The organism is Brachybacterium sp. 107 (assembly GCF_052379725.1).
GTDB lineage: Bacteria > Actinomycetota > Actinomycetes > Actinomycetales > Dermabacteraceae > Brachybacterium.
Genome location: NZ_JBQSYW010000002.1, coordinates 313,760 through 333,751 on the forward strand (window position 1 = coordinate 313,760; position 19,992 = coordinate 333,751).

The window sequence follows — 19,992 nt, forward strand, 5'->3', positions numbered from 1 at the left end:
GTCGGCGCACCAGGCGGCAGCACCTCCCCGCAGACCACCCCACGGGCGCCCTCGCAGGCTCCTCGTGGCCCCTCCTCCCGGGGCGACTTGAGGCTGGGTAGGCCGATGGGAACGGAGGGGTCTGCGTGGTCGATGCACTTCTTTCCTCCACAGATAGCGGTTATCCACAATGTGCAGTTCGGAGCGTCAAGAGGTGTAGTGATTTGCCCGAGATCCAGCATTCTTGTGATGCCGAACAGCATTCCTCCGCGGCGCCTGAAGGGTAGGTCCGACAATCGGGCCCAGCCGCATCGTTCGGCCGCGCCATTCGGGGAGCCGGCGAGTGGGATCTTCGGTGTGCCCCCGCACTGCATCCACCCCGCATCTCCCTCAAGGCGTTCCCTCGGAGTGCCTTCCGAAACGATTCCTTCCTCCACAGTGGATGGTTATCCACAATTTGATCCACATTGCCGTTCGGGCCTATCGAAAAGGCTTTCTAGGGGATAAACTGGGGTGACGTCGTCGGCAGTGAGGCCGGTGTTTTCCAGGGGTGGGAAGGAGGGGTCGTTGTGGGTGAGGAGTTCGAGCAGGATTCGCTGTCCGGTGGCGGGCAGGATGGGCCTGCGAGCAACGTTCCGGGCGACCGCTCCGGCGGTCCTTCCGGCGATCATTCCAGTGGTCCTTCGGGTGCCGCCTCCGATCCTGCCTCCGACTCGAGTGCAGTTCCTGCGGTGCCGGTGTGGACGGTGCGTGCGCGGCGGGCGCTGACCGCGCAGCGGGTCATCGAAGCCTGCGAGGCCGAGCCCGAGAGCGAACAGGCGGCGCGAGCACTGGCGATCCACGACAACATGCGCGACCGCACGATGCTCTATGCCCGGGAGCAGGAGCTGCTCACGGCGTTCCTGACCCGGGATCCAGAGTCCGATGGGTGCATCGACTCAGCAGACATCTCCGCGTTGAAGGTCGCGACCGGTCTACGGGCGTCCCTGCATCGGGCGGAGTGCCTGATCCGGGACGCCCACCGCTCCGTGTCCCTGATGCCCGGCACGTTCGAGGTCCTCTCCACCGGGGATCTGCCTGAGGATTTCCACCGGTTGTTGCTGCGCAAAGTACGGGCGCTGCCCGATGACCAGGTCCGGGTCGTCGATGAGCACGTGGCGGGGTGGGACCTGGCGTCGATCTCCCGGGATCAGTTCGCCCGCCACCTGAACTCGTTGGTCACCCTGGTCACCGCTGGCACGATCCCCGTGGCTCCGGAATCGGAGCGGCGTGTGGATCTTGAGATCACCGACCCGACCCGGGGTATCGCGACGTTGTCGGTGACGGGGCCGACGCTGGAGATCAAGGCCCTCGCCCACCGCCTCGATGTCGCCGCGCTGGCGATTCAGAAAGCCCAGCGCCACGCCCTGAACGACCAGGACAGCGACACCCCGATCCCGTTCGATCTTGATGAGGTGCTGCGTCAACGCGGCCGAGCGATGTCGCTGGCGGCGTTGCGGTATGCGGTGCTGACGCAGTCGATGCTCGACACCGACCCGGTCCCCGAGCCCGCCTCCCCGTACAAGCTGCTGGTCACCGTGCCGGCGATGACGTTGCTGGGTGAGAGTGACGCGCCCGGGGTGATCGACGGGCTGATCCCGGTCCCCGCCGAGCAGGCCCGCGCTCTGGCCGCGGGTCAGGCCACGTGGCAGCGGATCCTCACTGATCCCACCACCGGCGCTTACCTCCCCGTCACCGCCGACACGTACACCCCGACCGCGCAGATGCGACTCCAACTCCGCCTCCGCCACCCCGTGTGTGCCGCCCCCGGCTGCACGCGGGCGACGGTGCTGGCGTCGGAGGACGACCACATCGAGGAATACGACCACACCGACCCCACCGCCGGCGGCCCGACGTCGCTGGCGAACCTCCACCGACTCTGCTGGCTGCACCACACGATCAAAACTGCGGGTCTCATCGACCCCGAACGCGACACCGACACCGACACCGACACCGATTCAGACTCAGACTCAGACTCAGGTCACAATCCAGAGTCCGGTTCCAGGCTTGAACCGCTCCGGAATACTCCCGAAGATCCACCCCGGTTCCCACCTGCCACATTGCCTCCCCGCCCGGTCCCACGTCGGCCGATCATCGAACCCACCCGGACGCAGTGGACGATCGATGGCGAGCTGCGCACCGCGACCTATGAAGAGCACGACCTGCTCACCCCTGTCCTCGCCGCCGCGCTGGACCAGGCCTGGGACACGCACCTGCGCGCCCACGCCGACGCGACCCGGATCGCCGAGATCGAAGCCGCCCGCCCCGCCCGCGACCGGATCATCGAACAACGCCGTCTCGAGAACCAGCGCCGCACCGGACACCGAGCACACGGCGCGGACAGCGACGAAGCACTCCAGAAGTTCCTCGAGAGGAATCCCCTGCCACCCCTGAGACCCCGACCCTCACCCGACGAGCTCGACGAACCCGACGACAGCCCCTCCTGACTCGGCGACTGAGCAGTCGACCATCCGAGTGCCCCGGCAGAATCGGCGACGCTTCCTGCGCCGCGTTCTCCCACAGGTCCGCGCCTGCTCACACCTCGAGCCTCCCGTCATGACGTGCCAGGACTCTGCGATCATGAGGCCTCGGACACATCACGTCGAAAGGGAGTTCCATGCGCGCGCTCGTGCTGCAGGAGAAGAACCGGATGTCCATCGAAGAGGTCGAGCCCGTCGGCTCCCCTGGTCCGGGTCAGGTCCGCATCGCGATGCACACCGTCGGGATCTGTGCCTCCGACGTGCACTACTGGACCGACGGCAAGATCGGCCCCTTCGTCGTCGAAGAGCCGATGATCCTCGGCCACGAGGGTGCCGGCACCGTCGTCGAGGTCGGCGAGGGCGTCACAAACCTCTCCCCCGGGGATCGCGTGGCCATGGAGCCCGGCGTGCCGGACCCCTCCTCCCGCGCGGTGAAGGAAGGCAACTACAACGTCGATCCCGCCGTGCAGTTCTGGGCCACCCCGCCGGTCGACGGCTGCCTGACCGACGAGGTCATCCACTCCGCCGCCTACACCTACAAGCTCCCCGACAGCCTCAGCTTCGCCGAGGGCGCCCTCATCGAGCCGTTCTCCGTGGGCATGTTCGCCGCTACAAAGGCCGGCATCAAGCCCGGTGACGTCGCAGCCGTCATCGGCTCCGGCACCATCGGCATCATGACTGCAATCGCCGCCCGCGCCGGCGGCGCCAGCACGGTCTACATCAGTGACGTCCTCCCCGAGAAGCTCGCCCTGCTCGACGGGCTCGAGGGAATCGTCCCGGTCGACGCCACGAAGGAGGACCTCGGCGAACGGGTCCGTGCGGAGACCGGCGGCTGGGGGCCGCAGGTGGTCTTCGAGGCCACCGGTGCCGCTCCCGCGTACAAGAATCTCTGGTCGCTGCCCGCCCCCGGCGGCCGCATCGTCCTGGTCGGGATGCCCGTGGACCCTGTGCCCTTCGACATCGCCACCGCCCAGAGCCGCGGCATCTCCCTGGAGACGGTGTTCCGGTATGCGAACGTCTACCAGAAGGCGATCGATCTCGCCGCGAGCGACTCCGTGGACCTCTCCCGCTTCGTCTCGGAGACCTTCACCTTCGACAACTCCGTGCAGGCCTTCGAGCGCTTCCTCGAAGGACGCCCGACGGACGTGAAGCTGCAGATCACGCTCTGAACATGGCGTGCGGCAGCGAGCGGGAGCCCGGGCAGACACGGCAGGTGCACCTGCTGCGTCACGCCATGCCGATCCCGGACCCTCACCTCCCGCCGTCGCACTGGACGTTGAGCTCTGAGGGCCGGGCCGCCGCCCTCTCGATGCGTCACAAGCTGCCCGCGGGCTCCATCCTCCTCAGCAGCACGGAGCAGAAGGCGATCGAGACTGCTCGGCTGGTGGCCGGAAGGGAGCCGGCAGCAGACATCGGATTCTGCGAGGTGCACAGGCCGGGCGAACCCTTCGACGAGTTCTCCTCCGAGAGGCGTGGAGCGTGGATCCGCGGGGAGCTCGACGCCCGGCATCGCGACTGGGAGACTCCGGACCAGGCGCGGCGACGATTCGCCCTGGCGGTCGGAGCTCACCCAGGGAGCGACCTCGTCATCGCGACGCACGGCATGGTCCTGGTCGCGTGGCTCGTGCAGATCGGTTACCTAGAAGCAGGCCAGGCGGCGGAGTCGTACTGGTCGACGCTGACCTTCCCGCAGCTCATCACGGTCGAGATCGCGAACTGAGGACGAGGATATGACGGCGACGACGGAGAGCACCGACGCGACAGCCTTGCTGCTGAGGGTCCCGGGTGCCGAGAGCGCTGTCGGGAGGCATCGGGGGCAGCTCGACAGTGCTGCGGCCGACGGGATCCCCGCGCACGTGACAGTGCTCCACCCCTTCGTCCCCCTCGGTGATCTCCAGGAGGAGGATCATTATCGTCTCAACAAGCTGTTCGCGATGCAACAGTCGTTTCAGCATGTAGGGAGGCGTACGTCCTGGTTCGGTGATCGGGTCCTGTTCGTGCAGCTCGACGATCCCGAGCCGGTCCGGGTGCTCACTGCGCAGGTCGCCGCCGCCTGCTCGTCCTCCCCCATCTGACCGTCGGCCACGGGCGTCGACAGATCCGGGACGAATTCCCTCGCTCGACGCTCCGTGGCGCTCTAGCCTCGGGTGATGAGCACCTATGACGACACCCGACGAGCCTGGGACGAGGCCTCCTCGAAGCATGTGAGGGAGTACGCGGAGCATCTCGAGCAGGCCCGCACGGCGCGGCTGCTGCCGACCGAGGAGAAGCAGCTCCGGCCTCTGATCGAGGACGCTGAGGTGCTGCATCCGCAGAGCGGGCACGGACTCGACGACCATGCCCTGATCCGGCTCGGGGCGCACTCCGTGCTCGGGCTCGACTACAGCCCGACGGCGGTCGCGGCCGCCCAGCAGCGGGCCGACGAGCTGGGCGCGCCGTGTCGATACGAGCTCGCCGAGCTGCCTGACACCGGACGGCCCGCGCAGAGTGCGGATCTGGTCTACACCGGCAAGGGCGCCCTGATCTGGATGGCCGATCTCGACGCGTGGGCGGCGGAGATGCACCGGCTGCTGAGGCCGGGTGGGCATCTGTTCGTCCATGAGGGGCATCCGCTGGTGCCGCTGTGGGCCTGGGACCACGACGAGGCGAGGGTGCGGGAGGACCGCAGCTACTTCGCCGCGAGCCACGTCAACGACACCTTCCCGGCCCGCGGGGCGACGGAGCACCAGCGCACCCTCGCGCAGCTCGTGATGACGGTGCTCGGCGCGGGGTTCGAGCTCCTGCACCTGGCGGAGCATCCGGATCCGTTCTGGATGCCGGACGACGAGAACCCGGCGGCGGCCTGGGACGGCCGCCTGCCGAACGCGATCAGCCTGCTGGCGCGCCGGAGGCGATGAGCGCGGCGCGGCGCTGCCAGAACACGACAGCGCTGGCGGCGGCGACGTTCAGGGAATCCACTCCCCCGGCCATCGGGATCACGACGTGCTGGTCGACCGCTGCCAGCGTGGCGGGCTTCAGCCCGTGGCCCTCCGCGCCGAGCACGAAGGCGACCTTGCGATCCGGTCCCAGGTCCAGGTGCTCGAGCGCGACGGCGCCGTCGGTGAGGGCGAGCGCGAGCACGTCGAAGCCGGCCTCGTGCAGCAGCTCCACGCCGTCGCTGGGCCAGGCCTCCAGGCGCGTCCACGGCACCTGGAAGACCGTGCCCATCGACACCCGGATGGAGCGGCGGTAGAGCGGGTCCGCGCACTGCGGGGTGACCAGCACCGCGTCGACCCCGAGCGCCGCGGCGGAGCGGAACAGGGCCCCGACGTTGGTGTGGTCGACGATGTCCTCGATCACCGCGACGGTGCGGGCGGTGCGCAGCACCTCCGCGACCTCGGGAAGCACCGGGCGCTGCATGGAGGCCAGTGCGCCGCGGTGCAGGTGGAAGCCGGTGAACTGCTCGATCAGGTCCCCCTCGCCCACATACACGGGCACGTCGGGGAACTGCTCGTACAGCGGTGCGAACTTGTCCTTCCACTTCTCGGACATGAGGAAGGAGCGGGGCTCCATCCCGGCGTCGACCGCGCGGGAGATGACCTCGTAGCTCTCGGCCATGAACAGGCCCCGCTCGACCTCGACGCGCGAGCGCAGCCGCACGTCGGTCATGCGCAGGTAGTCGTCCAGGGCCGGATCGCCGAGGTCGGTGATCCGCTGCAGCTGTGCGTGCTCCACCGCCGGGTCAGTCCAGCGAGAGGGAGCGGGCGGTGTAGCGCTCGCCGCGCTGCTCGACGATCAGCGGCAGGCCGAAGGTGCGGGTGAGGTTCTGCGAGGTGAGGGTCTCCTCGATCGGGCCGGCGGCGACGAGGCCGCCCTCGCGCAGCAGCGCCACATGCGTGTAGCCCGGAGGGATCTCCTCGACGTGGTGGGTGACCAGCACGGTCACCGGCGTCGCAGGGTCCTTCGCGAGGCGCCCCAGGGTGCGCACGAGGGACTCGCGGCCGCCGAGATCCAGGCCTGCGGCGGGTTCGTCCAGCAGCAGCACCTCGGGGTCGGTCATGAGGGCGCGGGCGGCGAGCACCCGCTTGCGCTCACCGGTGGACAGGGTGCCGAACATGCGCGTGGCGAGATCGCCGACGCCGAAGGCTGCGAGCAGGGTGCGGGCCCGCTCGAGATCCATCTCGTCGTACTGCTCGCGCCAGCGGCCCACCACGCCGTAGCCGGCGGTCACCACCACGTTCTCCGCGGTCTCCTCGACCGGGATGGTGTCGGCGAGCTCCTGGCTGGCCAGACCGATCATGGGACGGAGCTCGAAGATGTCGACCTTGCCGAGCTGCTCGCCGATGATCTCGACGGTGCCGGAGGTGGGGTGCATCCGGGCGGAGAGCAGGCGCACCAGCGTCGATTTGCCGGCGCCGTTGGGGCCGAGCACCGCCCAGCGCTCGCCCTCGGCGATCTCGAGGGTCACGGAATCGAGGATGTTGCGCCCGCTGCGGCGCACGACGACATCGGTCAGGGAGGCTGCTGCGACGGACATGCTCCGAGCCTATCGTCAGAACCGCTGCCAGGTCCCCGCATGCTCGACCTCGCCGCGCCCCGGGAGCGTGTAGTCGCACACGCCGTCGGGGAACGCGGCCAGGAGCTGCTCCCACTGCTCGTCGGTGAACTCGACCGGGTACTCGGCCCGTACGGGCTCCGACGTGGTGCAGGCGATGACGTCGGCCTTCACCGATTCGCCGGCCACCTCCCGGGGGAAGCTCGCCGAGGGGTAGAGCTGCTCGCACGCGGAGGCGGGATCGCGGTCCAGGGTCATCGCGTGGAACTCGGGGTCGGCGCCCTGATCCATGCAGCCCTCCACGAGGGAGTCCGGACGGGCCGCTCCGATCTCCGTGAGCGTGGGCCGGTCCTGGAGGTCGTCCGTCGGCTCGAGCTCCGTGAGCCAGGCGTCCATCTCGGTCAGCGCGTGCATCAGCAGCGGGCTCCTGGTCGAGAACAGGCCGTACCGGTCGTCCTCGAGCAGGCTGACGTGGTTCTCGATCGAGCCGTTCGCGTCGCGCAGGCGCTCCCGCATCGAGCTGGTGTGATACCTGATGTGGATGTCCCCCGCCGGCTTCTCGTCGGCGTAGGCGCGGTAGTCGATGACCGGGGTGCTCGCGAGTCCCTGGCCGCCGTCGGTCAGGCGCCCCGTGCGATAGGCGGCCTCGACGGCGGGGAGGTCGGCGACGGAGCGTTCAGGGCGGAAGTTCGCGTCCTGGTCGTAGCCCCCGATGGCGTCGTTGAGGTCGAGGAACTGGTCGACGTCGATGGTCCCGTCGGCCAGGGCGGCGAGCCCGTACTGGATGCCGACGTTGTCCAGCGGCCGCAGTGCGAAGCCCGTCTCCGGGTCGGTGCCGTAGATGGTCGCGGTGTGGTCGTAGACGTCGCAGCGCACCCCGGTCGGAGTGGTCTCGGGGTCGTAGCGCTGCTCCTGGGGCAGGGTCGGCGGGCAGAACTCGCGCGGATCGATGCGCAGCGCGCCGCCGGAGACGTTGTCCGTGGTGGCGAGGGTCTGGAACCCGGTGACCTGCCGCTTCTGCTCCTGCGTCCAGTCGACCTCGGCGCCGCCCGCGAAGTAGTTCTGCAGCAGTCGGGCGTCGGTGATGGAATCGATCGTGGCGAAACCGACCTCCGGGAAGGAGGCGCCGACGACGATGCCGTCGAAGATCCCGGGGTAGTTGTCCGCGGCCTGGTGGCCCTGGTAGGAGCCTCCTGAGGCGCCGAGGCCGATGGTGAAGTCGTCGCGGCCGTAGGTCTCGATGAACTCCTCCTTCGTCATCTGGGCGGTCTCCGAGGTGAGCAGATCGTTGCAGTTGTTGCCGAACACGTTCAGGGACGACGAGACCATGGCGTAGCCCTTCGACAGCACCCGCGGGTCGAGCACCCCTCCGGTCGTCGGCCCCTGGCGGTACCAGCCGTCCACGCATCCGCCGCCGAGGGTGTAGACCACTTCGCCGTTCCAGCCTGCGGGGCGGGCCGCGGGGGTCACCGGGTCCTCGGTGAGCGGATCGTGCAGCGCGGCGTGCTGGAAGATGCCGCGGTTGGCGGTGCCGTGGGCGAGGCGCACGATGAACGGCACCTCGATCCCCTCGTCGGTCGTGGTGCGCGCGAGGTCCTCGGGATAGGCGGTGGCGTCCTCCGGGAACGACTCCCAGGTCCCCGCCGTCGTGTAGTAGACGTGGTCGACCCGGTCCTCGATCGAGCAGTTCTCGTCGAGGGGCTCGCCGAGCGTCTCGTCGGTCCCGGGGATCTCGAAGTCCTGGGTCTCACAGGCGAAGGGCTGCTCGTGGGGGCCGCTGAACAGCGGCCCCTCGTCCGGATGGTTGATCACCGTGAGCTCGTCGGCGCCCCGGGCCTGCCCCGGAAGCGCGGCGCGCAGCAGGTTCTCGCCCTGGACCATGCCGTCGACGCGGCCGACCAGCACCTCGCGGCTCCCGTCCCAGGTGAAGGCCGAGGTCACGTCCTTCCCGTTCAGGGTCACCTCCACGCGGTCGTGGGGGAAGCCGTGCCCGGAGGAGATCTCGACCAGGGCGTCGCCGCCGGTCACCAGATCCGGGGCGCTGGAGGCGGTGTCCAGATGCAGCCCGGAGCCCTCCGTCGCCGCGGGGACCTCGGCCAGTGCTGGTCCGGCGACGAGGACCCCGAGGGCGGCGATCGCGGCGGTGAGGAGGCGGATGCGTGGGCCGGGGAGGAGCGGCACGAAGTGTCCTTCAGCAGGTTCGAGGAGTCGGGAGAGCGCTCGCTGGCGCGTCCGGAACGCTATCGGACCGTGGAGCTCACGTCCCGGGAATGCCCAGGTGCCCGAGGAGAATTCTCTGCTTTCGCCATCCCGTGACCTGTCGGACGCCCCCCGTTCTCCCCCTCGCTCCCCGTAAGCTGGCAGGGCCCGAACCACCCTCCAGGAGGTCGCTGTGCCGCATCGTCCCGTGTCCCTGAGCGCCCCACGAGGATCGGTCGCGGCCGACGTGATCAGCGAGGGCATCGACGCACTCCTGGCCGCCGCCGCGGACGAGATCCCGCTCGAGTTCCCCGCCGATGTGCTCGCCGAGGCGGAGCAGGTCGCCGCCCAGGAGATCGACGGGGACGGGCGCTCGGACCGCACCGACGTGCCCTTCGTGACCCTGGATCCCGCGAGCTCGACCGACCTCGACCAGGCGATGCACCTCGAACGCACCGATGACGGCTTCCGTGTGCTCTACGCGATCGCGGACGTGCCCTGGTTCGTCGGTCTCGACAGCGCCCTGGATCGGGAGGCCCGTCGTCGGGGCGAGACCCTGTACCTCCCGGACCGGCGCATCCCCCTGCACCCGGAGGTGCTCTCCGAAGGGGTCGCCTCCCTGCTCCCTGACCAGCCCTCGCCCGTTTTCGTCTGGGTCCTGGGCCTGGACGCCGCCGGCGAGGTGCGGAGGATCGACCTCGAGCGCTCGCAGGTGCGATCGGTCGAGAAGCTCGCCTATGACCAGGTGCAGGAGGATCTCGAGCGCGGTGACGGGCATCCGATGATGGTCCTGCTGCAGGAGATCGGCGCTCTTCGCGCGCAGCGGGAGTCCGCTCGCGGCGGGGCGAGCCTGAACGTCCCCGAGCAGGAGGTCGTCGCCGACGGCGACCAGGTGCGCCTGACCTGGCGCCGCCCCCGACCGATCGAGGACTCCAACGCCCAGATCTCGCTGATGACCGGGATGGCCGCGGCGCAGCTGATGCTCGAGCACGGCTCCGGGATCCTGCGCACCATGCCGCCCGCCGAGGCCAGCGCCGTGGACCGTTTCCGGCGTCAGGCCGAGGTGCTCGGCATCCCGTGGGCGACCGATCAGGCCTATGGGGACTTCCTGCGGTCGCTGGACTGGCACGAGCCGGCGCATCTGGTGCTCCTCAACCATGCCACCGCGCTCTTCCGCGGAGCCGCGTACGCGGCGTTCACGAGCCCCGAGGAGATCCCGGAGGATCCGGAGCAGGCCGCGATCGCCGCGCCCTATGCGCATACGACGGCGCCCCTGCGGCGGCTCGTGGATCGGTTCGTGCTGCTCGTCTGCCACGCCCACGTGCAGGGCACCGGACCCTCCGCCGAGCTCCTCGCCGCGCTCGCCGAGATCCCCGAGGCGATGCGTGCCACCGGGGCCCGGTCCGGTGATCTCGAGCGCAAGGCCATCGACCTGGTGGAGGCTGCGGCGCTCGCCGCCTGGACGGGTGAGACCTTCGAGGCGACCGTGATCGAGCGGCGGGAGGCCGGCCCGGCGAAGGACGGCCACGACGGCTCGCCCACCCGCGTCGAGGTCCAGCTGTCCGATCCTCCGGTCACCGCCTGGGTGCCGATGGATGCGGCGCTGGGCGAGGTGGTGCGGGTGCGCCTCGACTCCGTCGACACCGCAGAGCGCGAGGCCGTGTTCGTCGCGGCGGCGGACGGGGCCGCGTGAGCGAGGCGGCCGCCGGCAGGGACCTCGTCGCGCTGCCCCGGGCCGCGGTGCTGGCCCTGTGGGCCTCGACCTATATGCACGGTGATCTCGGGCCCGACGACGCCGCCGACATGAGCTACGGCGTGGGCCGCAGCGGACCCGGCGACGAGGGGGTGGACCTCTTCGACTGGATGACCGGGCTGCGCCGGCTCCCCCTCGCCCAGCTGCGCCTGGTGCTCCCCGCGCCCGGTCGCATCGCCGGCGTCGTCGGCCCGCCGGCGGCGCTACCTGCCGCGATCGAGGCGGAATCGGCGATCGTGGTGACCGCCGCCGGGATCGCGGACCACACGCTGATCCCGCTCTCCCTGCCGACCGAGCAGGACGGCAGGAGCAAGACCGCCGTGAGCTGGGTCCGGTACGACGCCCCCGTGGGCACTCAGGTCCCGCCGGCGGCCAGCTCCGGTCACGCCCGCGAGGAGCTGCTGCGCGCGCTGCGCCGGGCGGCCGACGGCAGCATCGAGCTGGATCTGGTGCCGGACGAGCCGGTGGAGCCGGCCAGGATCCCGGCCACCTGGATCTCGACGGCCCTCCCCCGCCATGTCGACGCAGGAGACGCGCATCTGCTGGTGCTCGCCGCGCGCACGCTCCTGCTGACCCGGTCCGAGATCGACGACGGGCACGGGCACACCGTGCACCTGGCCGAGGCGCTCGCCCGGCGCGGGCTGCTCGACGAGCTGCACGATGTCGCCCGCGGGGCGCTCATCGAGGCCGTCGAGCGGATCGCCTCCTGATCAAACGCCCTGCGCGATGACCGTCCTGTAGACCTCGAGCGTGCGCTCGGCGATCGAGGTCCACGAGAAGTGCTCGGCGGCGCGACGCCGGGAGGCCTCGCCCATCTCGCGGGCCCGCTCCGGGTCCGAGACCATCGTCACCAGCGCCGTGGTGAGGTCCGCGACGTAGCGGTCCGGGTCCACGGGCGTGCCGGTGCCGTCGGTGACCTGCTCGAGCGGCACGAGGTAGCCGGTCTCCCCGTCGGCCACGACCTCGGGGATGCCGCCGGTGGCGGAGGCGACCACCGGGGTGCCGCACGCCATCGCCTCGAGGTTCACGATGCCCAGCGGCTCGTACACGCTGGGGCATACGAAGGTGGTGGCGTGGGTGAGGATCTGGGTGAGCTCGTGCCGGGGCAGCATCTCGGTGATCAGATGCACGTTGCCGCGCTCGGCGTGGAGCTCGCCGACGAGGCCGTCGACCTCCGCGGCGATCTCCGGGGTGTCCGGGGCGCCGGCGCACAGCACCACCTGGTAGTCGGCGGGCAGGTCGCGCACGGCGCGCAGGAAGTACGGCAGGCCCTTCTGGCGGGTGATGCGGCCGACGAAGACGATCGTGGGGGCGTCCGGGTCGATGCCTCGCGAGGTCAGGGCGGAGGTCTCGGGGTTCGGGGACCACTCCTCGATGTCGATCCCGTTGTGGACCACGTGGACCTTGTCGGGGTCGACCGAGGGGTAGGCGCGCAGGATGTCCTCGCGCATGCCGCTGGAGACGGCGATGACCCCGGCCGCCCCTTCGTAGGCGGTGCGCTCGGCGAAGGAGCTCACGCGGTAGCCGCCGCCGAGCTGCTCGGCCTTCCAGGGGCGCAGCGGCTCGAGCGAATGCGCGGAGAGCACGTGAGGCATTCCGTGCAGCAGCGAGGCCATGTGCCCGGCGAAGTTCGCGTACCAGGTGTGGGAGTGGACGAGGTCCGCCCCGGCGCAGTCGGCCGCCATGAGCAGGTCGGTGCCCAGCGTCGAGAGGGCGGCGTTGGTGCCCTCGAGCTCGGCCGGCGGGCTGTAGGAGGAGGTGCCCTCCTCCTCGCGCTCCGCACCGAACGCACGGACCCGCACGTCGATGGACGGACGCAGCACCCGGGTCAGCTCGGCGACGTGCACCCCGGCCCCTCCGTAGACCTCGGGCGGGTACTCCTTCGTCAGCAGATCCACGCGCATGTCCGACTCCTTCGTGCTTCAGGCTTCCAGCGAGCGTCCGAAAATCCCCGAGGGGGCGTGACCAGTGCCACGTCTGGTCTATCCTCGCATTATGTCGTCCAAAAAGGTCCTCGCCATCGTCCTCGCCGGCGGTGAGGGGAAGCGGCTGATGCCGCTGACCCTCGACCGGGCCAAGCCCGCTGTGCCGTTCGGGGGGATCTACCGCCTCATCGACTTCGCGCTGTCGAACATCGCGAACTCCGGCTATCTCCGGATGGTCGTCCTGACCCAGTACAAGTCGCACTCGCTGGACAAGCACATCGCGCAGACCTGGCGCATGAGCTCGCTCCTGGGCAACTACGTCGCCCCGGTGCCCGCCCAGCAGCGCATGGGCAAGCACTGGTTCCGCGGCTCTGCGGACGCGATCTACCAGTCGATGAACCTCATCCATGACGAGAAGCCGGAGTACGTGGTCGTCGTCGGCGCCGACAATGTCTACCGCATGGACTTCTCCCAGATGGTCGATGCGCACATCGAATCCGGCAAGGCCTGCACGGTCGCCGCGATCCGCCAGCCGATCGAGCAGTCCGACCAGTTCGGCGTGATCGAGACGGATCCGTCGGACCCCACGACGATCAAGGCCTTCGTCGAGAAGCCGACGACCACCGAGGGGCTCGCGGACGATCCCGGCTCCATCCTCGCGTCGATGGGCAACTACGTCTTCACCGCCGACGCCCTCATGGAGGCCGTCACGCGTGACGCCGAGGACGACGAGAGCAAGCACGACATGGGCGGCGACATCGTCCCCTACTTCGTCGAGCAGGACTCCGCCGGCGTCTACGACTTCATCCACAACGTCGTGCCCGGCTCCACCGACCGCGACCGCGACTACTGGCGCGACGTCGGCACGCTGGACGCGTTCTACGAGGCGCACATGGATCTGATCTCGATCCACCCCGTGTTCAACCTCTACAACTACGACTGGCCCACCTACACCGGCCACCGCAACGAGCCGCCCGCGAAGTTCGTGCACGCCGGCCCGGGCCGTGTGGGCACAGCAGTGGATTCCCTGATCTCGCCCGGAGTGGTCATCTCCGGGGCCCAGGTGTCGAACTCGGTGGTCTCCCCCGGGGTGCGGATGAACTCCTGGTCCAGCATCTCGGACTCGGTGATCATGGACGGCGTGTCCATCGGCCGTCACTGCCAGATCCACCGCGCGATCATCGACAAGGGCGTCGTGGTGCCGCCGCGCACCCAGATCGGCCTGGACGCCGCGAAGGACCGGGCCCGGGGCTTCGTGGTCACGGACTCCGGGATCACCGTGATCGGCAAGGGCACGGTCCTCGAGCCGTGACCGCCGCAGCATCCGACAGCCCGGCCGTCACCGGGCTGCTGATCTCCGACGTCGATTCGACCTTCCTGACCCAGGAGGTCATCGAGCTCGTCGCCGAGCATGCCGGGGTGCGTGATCAGGTCGAGGCGATCACCACGGCCGCGATGCGCGGGGAGCTCGATTTCGCGCAGTCGCTGCGCGCCCGGGTCGCGCTGCTCGAAGGGCTCGACGAGTCGGTGCTGGAGCAGGTGCGCCAGGTGCTCGTGCCGACGCCGGGCGTGTTCGAGCTGGTGCGCCGTGCGAAGGCCGACGGCTGGATCACGGCCCTCGTCTCCGGAGGATTCCACGAGGTGATCGACGAGCTGGCCGCGAGCAGCGGCATCGATCATGTGCTCGCGAACCGCTTCGAGATCATGGACGGCCATCTCACCGGGAAGGTCTCGGGTCCGATCATCGACGGCGCCGCCAAGCGGCGGATGCTCGAGGAGCTGGCCACCACCTACGACGTCCCCGCCGCACGGATCGTCGCCATGGGCGACGGGGCCAACGATCGCGAGATGCTGCGGGCCGCGGGGACCGGGATCGCCTTCCGGGCGAAGCCGGCCCTGCGCGAGGTGGCCGACGTGGTCCTCGACGGGGAGTCCCTGCTGGACGCCTGGCCGCACCTGCTCGCGACGGCCCGCTGAGCTCAGTTCAGTTCAGGGGCGCACGATGGTGTGCAGCGTGAGGGAGTCCTCTGTGAGGTCCGACCAGTGCTCGAGGCGTCCCGAGAGCACTCCCATGCCGCCGGTGGGCATGCCCAGCCGCGCCTGGGCGACGGATCCGGGGTCGGAGTCGTCGTCCCCGAGCAGCGCCATGAGCGAAGCCATCGTCGGCTCGTGGCCGATGACCATCACGGCGCCGTGCTCGTCGTCGACCTCGTGCAGGAGGTTCACGACCTCGCCGACCCCGCCGAGGTAGATCTCGTCCTCGAAGGACACGGTGCCGTCGAAGCCCGGCATCTGCGAGAGGACGGCCTGCCAGGTCTGCGTGGTCCGCACCGCGTCGGAGACGAGGACCCGTGCCAGGTGCACGTTCTGGGAGGCGAGGTACTCCCCCACCAGCCGTGCCTGGGTGAGCCCGCGCTCGGCGAGGGGACGCTCGTGGTCCGGCTGACCGGAGCCGGCGTCCGCCTTGCCGTGACGCATCAGCAGCAGGAGACGACTGGCGGGGTCGGAAGATGACATGGGGGTACGTTCACGCCTTCGGTGTGGGATGTCGGTGGGGTGCGGTCCTCGGACCGAGGATCCGGATCAGTGTCCCATGCCGAGGCCGCCGTCGACGGGGATCACGGCGCCGGAGATGTAGGACGCGTCGTCGCTCGCGATGAAGGCCACCACCCGGGCCACCTCCGAGGGGTCGGCGAAGCGGCCGGCCGGGATCGACTTCTTGTAGGAGGCCTGCACGTCCTCTGCCAGCGCTGCCGTCATCTCCGTGTCGATGTAGCCGGGCGCGACGACGTTCGCGGTGATACCGCGCGACCCCAGCTCCCGAGTGATCGCCCGCGCGATGCCGAGCAGTCCGGCCTTCGAGGCCGCGTAGTTGACCTGACCGGGCGACCCGTAGAGGCCGACGACCGAACCGATCAGCACGATGCGCCCCTTCTTCCGGCGCATCATGGACTTGATGACCCGCTTGACCGTGCGGAAGGACCCCGTGAGGTTCGTGTCCAGGACGGTCTCGAAGGACTCGTCGCTCATCCGCAGCAGCAGCTGGTCGTCGGTGACCCCGGCATTGGCGACGAGCACCTCGATCGGCCCGTGAGCCTCCTCGGCGGCCTTGACGGCGGCGTCGAGGCTCTCGCCGGAGGTGACCTCCGCCGCGACGGTGAGCGCTCCCTCGGGCCCGCCCTGCCCGGAGCGGCTGGTCACGGCGACCTTGTCGCCCCGGCGCAGGAACTCCTCGGCGATGGCGTAGCCGATTCCCCGGCTGCCTCCCGTGATCAGGACACTGCGCGGCTCGGTGATGGCGTCGGACATCTGGGCTCCTTGCGGGATTGCTGAGAACTGTTCGGCTGGGGTCGGCCCACGAGGTGCGTCATGCAGTCTCGGAAGGCCTGAGTGCTCTACGATACGGGGCGAGACCACGTCGGGATCCTTGGGGGGAAGCCCGGTCACGAACTTCAGCCTCGGAAGGTGCTATCCAGATGGCTTACCGCTTCAATCCTCCGCCGAACTGGCCGATCGACGACGCTGCGTGGAGCCCGCCCCCGGGCTGGCAGCCGGACCCGTCGTGGGGTCCCGCACCGGAGGGCTGGAACTTCTGGATCCAGGACGAGGTGGCCGACGCCGACCTCCCGTCCCAGGACGCCGCGAACCCCGAGAACCCCGAGAATTCTGCGAACGCCGATGACTCCGAGGCCGGGACCGTGGTGTCCTCCGCTCCGGCGGACGAGCAGGCTGTGACGTCGCCGTCCGAGGAGGCAGAAGCTTCCGCGGACGCACCGGGGCCGGACCCCTCCCCGCAGGACGCCGCGGCTCCGGCGACCGATGAGTACCCGGGACCGGACCTCGAGGCCGATCTGGCCCAGCAGGCCCCGTACGAGACGGCGGAGCCGGCGGAGGGAGCAGAGCCGTACGGGACTGCCGAACCGTACGAGGCGGCTGCCCCGCAGCAGGGGTCTCCGACCTCCGCGCCGGCGGCACCTGCTGCGGGCTACGACCAGCAGCATCAGGGCTACGGCACCCACGCGGGATCCGACTACCCGGCGTCCCCCGCCTTCGGCCAGGAGTCCGCGAACTCGATGGCGGGAAGCCCGAGCTCCGGCTCGGAGTGGACCGCCGCCACCGCCACCGGGGAGGCGCCCAAGAAGGGGGCGATCGCCCGGTTCTGGTGGGTCGGCTGCATCGTGCTGTTCCTGGTCGTCGCCCTGATCGTCGCGATCGCCGGCGGCATCTACCTGTTCCGTGACGGCCCCGAGACCGCCGGCGGTGGCGGGAAGACCACCACCCAGGAGGAGACGACTCCCGAGGAGGAGGCCACGTCCGACTCCGAGGAGCCGGCCTCCCCGGATCCGACGACCGACCTGCCCGTGATCGGTGATGACGCCGAGGCGAAGGACATCGTCGGCGAGAACGGCTCCGGGAGCCTCGCCGTCCAGATGGAGTGGAAGAAGGCCGAGGACCTCCCCAGCAGCTACGGCGGCACCGTCGAGCCGGCGAAGAACGGCGAGTACCTCGTCGTGACCGCCGAGATGACCGTCACCGAGGGCCAGATGGCGTTCCCGTCCTACTTCTTCCAGGTGATGACCCCGTACGGCGGCGCCGTGGATGATTCCTCGGAGGGCTACGGGCTCGACGCTTCGGGGCGCGACTACGACACGAACTACGAGTTCACGGAGGGCGAGAGCTACACCATCGTGCTCCTCTACGACTTCGTGCGTGCCGGCGGCAACACGCTCCAGTACGACAACTACGTCGATGTGTACACCTGGGACGTCCCTGCGTGACCCAGCGTTTCAACCCGCCGCCGAACTGGCCGGAACCGCCGCACGACGGATGGAACCCGCCGGCGGACTTCCGACCCCAGTACACCTGGGGTCCGATCCCGGCCGGGTGGCGTCTCTGGGTGCCGGAGGCCGCCGACGGGACGGACGCGTCGCCGCTGCTGGACTCCGAGGATGTCCCGGCCAGCGGCGCCCGACCCCGGGAACGGGTGGAGACCTACCCCGTCTCCGTGATCAACCCCGGCATGTGGTCCGATAACCATCTCCAGGACGAGGACTACGGGTTCCCACCGGCGAAGCCGATCAAGGACCGCCCGCAGCTCCGCCTGGGCGTCACGATCGCCGTGACCGCCCTCGGCTTCGTGCTGGCCGCCCTGACCGCGGTGATGTTCGTGCTGCTGGTCGACTTCGCGATCGAGGACCTCCCGGGCAGGATCGCCGGATCCGCCGGGTTCATGGACCCCGGATCCCACGACGTGTCGATCTCTGCCGCCGGGAGCGCGACGGGCGAGCCGGTCCGTCGATGACCCGCAGCTCCACCCTCCGGCGCGTTCTCCTCAGCCGTGAGACCCTGCTCGCGCTGCTCGGCGTCCTGCTCGCCTCCGCGCTCTGCGTCGGCCTCGGGCTCTGGCAGTTCGGACGCTTCGAGCACAAACGCGATGTCGCCGCCGTCATCCACGCGAACTTCGACGCGGAGCCGGTGACCCTGCAGAGCGTCCTCCCCACCCCCGGGTCGACGCTCGCCCCCGAGGACGACTGGACCCCGGTGTCCCTCCACGGCAGCTACTGCACCGATGCGCAGTGCGTGCTGTACGTGCGCAACCGCCAGCTCGACGGCCAGGTCGGCTTCTGGCAGCTGGTGCCCTTCCGGACCGACGACGGCTCGACCCTGCTCGTCGTACGCGGCTGGGTGAGCTCCCAGGGCGATGTCTCCGAGCCGGTCGCCGCGCCGCCGGTCCCCGAGGGCGACCTGGACATCGTCGTGCGCCTGAGGCCTGCGGAGCCGACGCTGGACCGCAGGATCCCTCCGGGCCAGGTCCACTCCGTGAACCCGCCGCAGATCGACTCGCTGCTGCCGGAGCATGACGGGACCATGTTCCACGGGGCGTACGGGGACCTCGACGCGGAAGCCCCCGCCGGCCCGCGGCCTGCGGCGCTGCCGGATCCCGAGACCGGGCTCGGCCCGCACCTCTCCTATGCGTTCCAGTGGTGGATCTTCGCCCTGTTCTTCCCGGCGGCGCTGATCTATCGCACCCGTCGCACGATCCTGGACCTCGAGGAGATGGACGAGGAACCGGCCGACGACGGACCCGCCGATGGACCTGCCGACGGACGCGCCGAGGATCCCACCACGACACCCAGCACGACCACTGATCATCGACCGCGCCGGGCCGTGCGTGCCCGACAGCGCGGTCAGGACGAGGAGGAAGAAGATGCGCTCATCGACCACTGGGAGCCGTGAGCACGGGTCGGTCCCCGGGTCCCGGTTCCTGCCCGGCCCCCGCCCGCGTCGCATCGCCCATCGCGGTCTCGCGCTCGACGTCGCCGAGAACACCCTGCGCGCCTTCGAGGCCGCCCTGGGCGCGGGCGCGGACATGCTCGAGACCGATACCCACGCCACCTCCGACGGACTGGCCCTGGCCGTGCACGACGAGGACCTGGTACGTCTCGCCGGGGACCCGCGACGGATCGACGAGCTCACCGCGGCCCAGGCGGGGGCGATCCGGCTGACCGGGGACGAACCACTCGCGATGCTCGAGGACGTGCTCGGCACCTTCCCGGACGTGCCGGTCAACATCGATGTCAAGGCGGCCTCGGCGATCGGACCGGCCGTCGCGGCGATCGCCCGCACGCGCAGCGCCGACCGCGTCTGCATCGCCGGCTTCGACCACGCCGTCGTGCGCCGCACCGTGCGGACCGTGCAGGCGGCCACCGGGATCCTGCCGGTGCGCAGTCCGGCGCGCCCCGTCATCGCGTCCTTCCTGGCCGCGCGGGCCGCCGAGGCCCCGGATGCGCTCATCCGACGGATCCTGGCCCCCTATGCGGCGCTCCAGGTGCCCGAGAGCTACCAGGGACTCCCCATCGTCACCGCGGCCAACGTCGCCGCCGCTCATCGGGCGGGCTGCGAGGTGCATGTGTGGACCGTCGACGACCCCGTGACCATGCGGAATCTCCTGGTCAACGGGGTGGATGGTATTATCACCAATCGTGTCGATCTGCTCTCCGAGCTGATCGACGGCCAGTGAGCGCTTCTCGACGCCGCGGAACATTTCCGGGCCCTCGGGCGTTGTCACCCCATAGACCTCAT

The 19,992-nt window shown here is 70.0% G+C and carries 19 protein-coding genes; 13 read left to right on the top strand and 6 right to left on the bottom strand.

Annotated features, from left to right (window positions below; translation table 11 throughout):
- Positions 1–710 precede the first annotated feature (710 nt).
- From ACT3UL_RS03900 to ACT3UL_RS03920, 5 genes are all read left to right on the top strand, one after another.
- Positions 711–2,465 (top strand): HNH endonuclease, encoded by a 1,755-nt coding sequence (locus ACT3UL_RS03900; protein WP_444576837.1) that lies wholly within the window; start codon positions 711–713, stop codon positions 2,463–2,465.
- Positions 2,466–2,635: 170 nt separating this feature from the next.
- Positions 2,636–3,667 carry an NAD(P)-dependent alcohol dehydrogenase gene (locus ACT3UL_RS03905; RefSeq protein WP_444576838.1) on the top strand — a complete coding sequence of 344 codons (1,032 nt, stop codon included), beginning with the start codon at positions 2,636–2,638 and terminating at the stop codon, positions 3,665–3,667.
- A gap of 2 nt (positions 3,668–3,669) precedes the next feature.
- Positions 3,670–4,218 (top strand): histidine phosphatase family protein, encoded by a 549-nt coding sequence (locus ACT3UL_RS03910; RefSeq protein ID WP_444576839.1) that lies wholly within the window; start codon positions 3,670–3,672, stop codon positions 4,216–4,218.
- Positions 4,219–4,228: 10 nt separating this feature from the next.
- Positions 4,229–4,573, top strand: a complete 345-nt coding sequence (locus ACT3UL_RS03915; RefSeq protein ID WP_444576840.1) for a 2'-5' RNA ligase family protein — start codon at positions 4,229–4,231, stop codon at positions 4,571–4,573.
- 75 nt (positions 4,574–4,648) lie between these two features.
- On the top strand, positions 4,649–5,395 hold the full coding sequence (locus tag ACT3UL_RS03920) for a class I SAM-dependent methyltransferase (protein ID WP_444576841.1): 747 nt from the start codon (positions 4,649–4,651) through the stop codon (positions 5,393–5,395).
- Here the strand turns inward: ACT3UL_RS03920 and ACT3UL_RS03925 are convergent.
- Genes ACT3UL_RS03925 through ACT3UL_RS03935 form a run of 3 tightly spaced genes read right to left on the bottom strand, consistent with a single transcriptional unit; the run spans position 5,367 to position 9,213 of the window.
- Complete coding sequence (locus ACT3UL_RS03925; RefSeq protein WP_444576842.1) at positions 5,367–6,212, bottom strand: TrmH family RNA methyltransferase; 846 nt, start codon at positions 6,210–6,212, stop codon at positions 5,367–5,369. The genes ACT3UL_RS03920 and ACT3UL_RS03925 overlap by 29 nt on opposite strands.
- 7 nt (positions 6,213–6,219) lie before the next feature.
- A complete protein-coding gene (locus tag ACT3UL_RS03930; protein WP_444576843.1) occupies positions 6,220–7,014 on the bottom strand; it encodes an ABC transporter ATP-binding protein in 795 nt (264 codons plus the stop codon).
- Positions 7,015–7,029: 15 nt separating this feature from the next.
- A complete protein-coding gene (locus tag ACT3UL_RS03935; RefSeq protein WP_444576844.1) occupies positions 7,030–9,213 on the bottom strand; it encodes a DUF6351 family protein in 2,184 nt (727 codons plus the stop codon).
- A gap of 211 nt (positions 9,214–9,424) precedes the next feature.
- Here ACT3UL_RS03935 and ACT3UL_RS03940 point away from each other — a divergent pair, with 211 nt between their 5' ends.
- On the top strand, positions 9,425–10,924 hold the full coding sequence (locus ACT3UL_RS03940; RefSeq protein ID WP_444576845.1) for an RNB domain-containing ribonuclease: 1,500 nt from the start codon (positions 9,425–9,427) through the stop codon (positions 10,922–10,924).
- Complete coding sequence (locus tag ACT3UL_RS03945) at positions 10,921–11,694, top strand: hypothetical protein (RefSeq protein ID WP_444576846.1); 774 nt, start codon at positions 10,921–10,923, stop codon at positions 11,692–11,694. The genes ACT3UL_RS03940 and ACT3UL_RS03945 overlap by 4 nt, the downstream gene beginning before the upstream one ends.
- On the opposite strand, the gene glgA is transcribed toward ACT3UL_RS03945, so the two are convergent.
- Positions 11,695–12,888 (bottom strand): glycogen synthase, encoded by a 1,194-nt coding sequence (gene glgA / locus ACT3UL_RS03950; protein WP_444576847.1) that lies wholly within the window; start codon positions 12,886–12,888, stop codon positions 11,695–11,697.
- A 91-nt stretch (positions 12,889–12,979) separates the two neighbouring features.
- Here glgA and glgC point away from each other — a divergent pair, with 91 nt between their 5' ends.
- Positions 12,980–14,221: a glucose-1-phosphate adenylyltransferase gene (glgC, locus tag ACT3UL_RS03955; RefSeq protein WP_444576848.1), complete on the top strand. Its 1,242-nt coding sequence runs from the start codon at positions 12,980–12,982 to the stop codon at positions 14,219–14,221.
- Entirely contained in the window at positions 14,218–14,886 is a 669-nt protein-coding gene (serB, locus tag ACT3UL_RS03960; RefSeq protein WP_444576849.1) for a phosphoserine phosphatase SerB, read from the top strand. The genes glgC and serB overlap by 4 nt, the downstream gene beginning before the upstream one ends.
- A gap of 12 nt (positions 14,887–14,898) precedes the next feature.
- Here the strand turns inward: serB and sixA are convergent, their stop codons facing one another.
- Positions 14,899–15,426: a phosphohistidine phosphatase SixA gene (gene sixA / locus ACT3UL_RS03965; protein ID WP_444576850.1), complete on the bottom strand. Its 528-nt coding sequence runs from the start codon at positions 15,424–15,426 to the stop codon at positions 14,899–14,901.
- 66 nt (positions 15,427–15,492) lie between these two features.
- Positions 15,493–16,218: a 3-oxoacyl-ACP reductase FabG gene (gene fabG / locus ACT3UL_RS03970; RefSeq protein ID WP_444576851.1), complete on the bottom strand. Its 726-nt coding sequence runs from the start codon at positions 16,216–16,218 to the stop codon at positions 15,493–15,495.
- 167 nt (positions 16,219–16,385) lie between these two features.
- On the opposite strand from fabG, the gene ACT3UL_RS03975 reads away from it, so the two are divergent.
- Genes ACT3UL_RS03975 through ACT3UL_RS03990 form a run of 4 tightly spaced genes read left to right on the top strand, consistent with a single transcriptional unit; the run spans position 16,386 to position 19,930 of the window.
- Positions 16,386–17,687 (top strand): hypothetical protein, encoded by a 1,302-nt coding sequence (locus ACT3UL_RS03975; RefSeq protein ID WP_444576852.1) that lies wholly within the window; start codon positions 16,386–16,388, stop codon positions 17,685–17,687.
- Entirely contained in the window at positions 17,684–18,211 is a 528-nt protein-coding gene (locus ACT3UL_RS03980; protein WP_444576853.1) for a hypothetical protein, read from the top strand. Before ACT3UL_RS03975 ends, ACT3UL_RS03980 begins: the two co-directional genes overlap by 4 nt.
- Positions 18,208–19,146, top strand: a complete 939-nt coding sequence (locus tag ACT3UL_RS03985; RefSeq protein ID WP_444576854.1) for an SURF1 family cytochrome oxidase biogenesis protein — start codon at positions 18,208–18,210, stop codon at positions 19,144–19,146. The genes ACT3UL_RS03980 and ACT3UL_RS03985 overlap by 4 nt, the downstream gene beginning before the upstream one ends.
- Positions 19,118–19,930 carry a glycerophosphodiester phosphodiesterase family protein gene (locus tag ACT3UL_RS03990; RefSeq protein WP_444576855.1) on the top strand — a complete coding sequence of 271 codons (813 nt, stop codon included), beginning with the start codon at positions 19,118–19,120 and terminating at the stop codon, positions 19,928–19,930. Before ACT3UL_RS03985 ends, ACT3UL_RS03990 begins: the two co-directional genes overlap by 29 nt.
- Positions 19,931–19,992 lie beyond the last annotated feature (62 nt).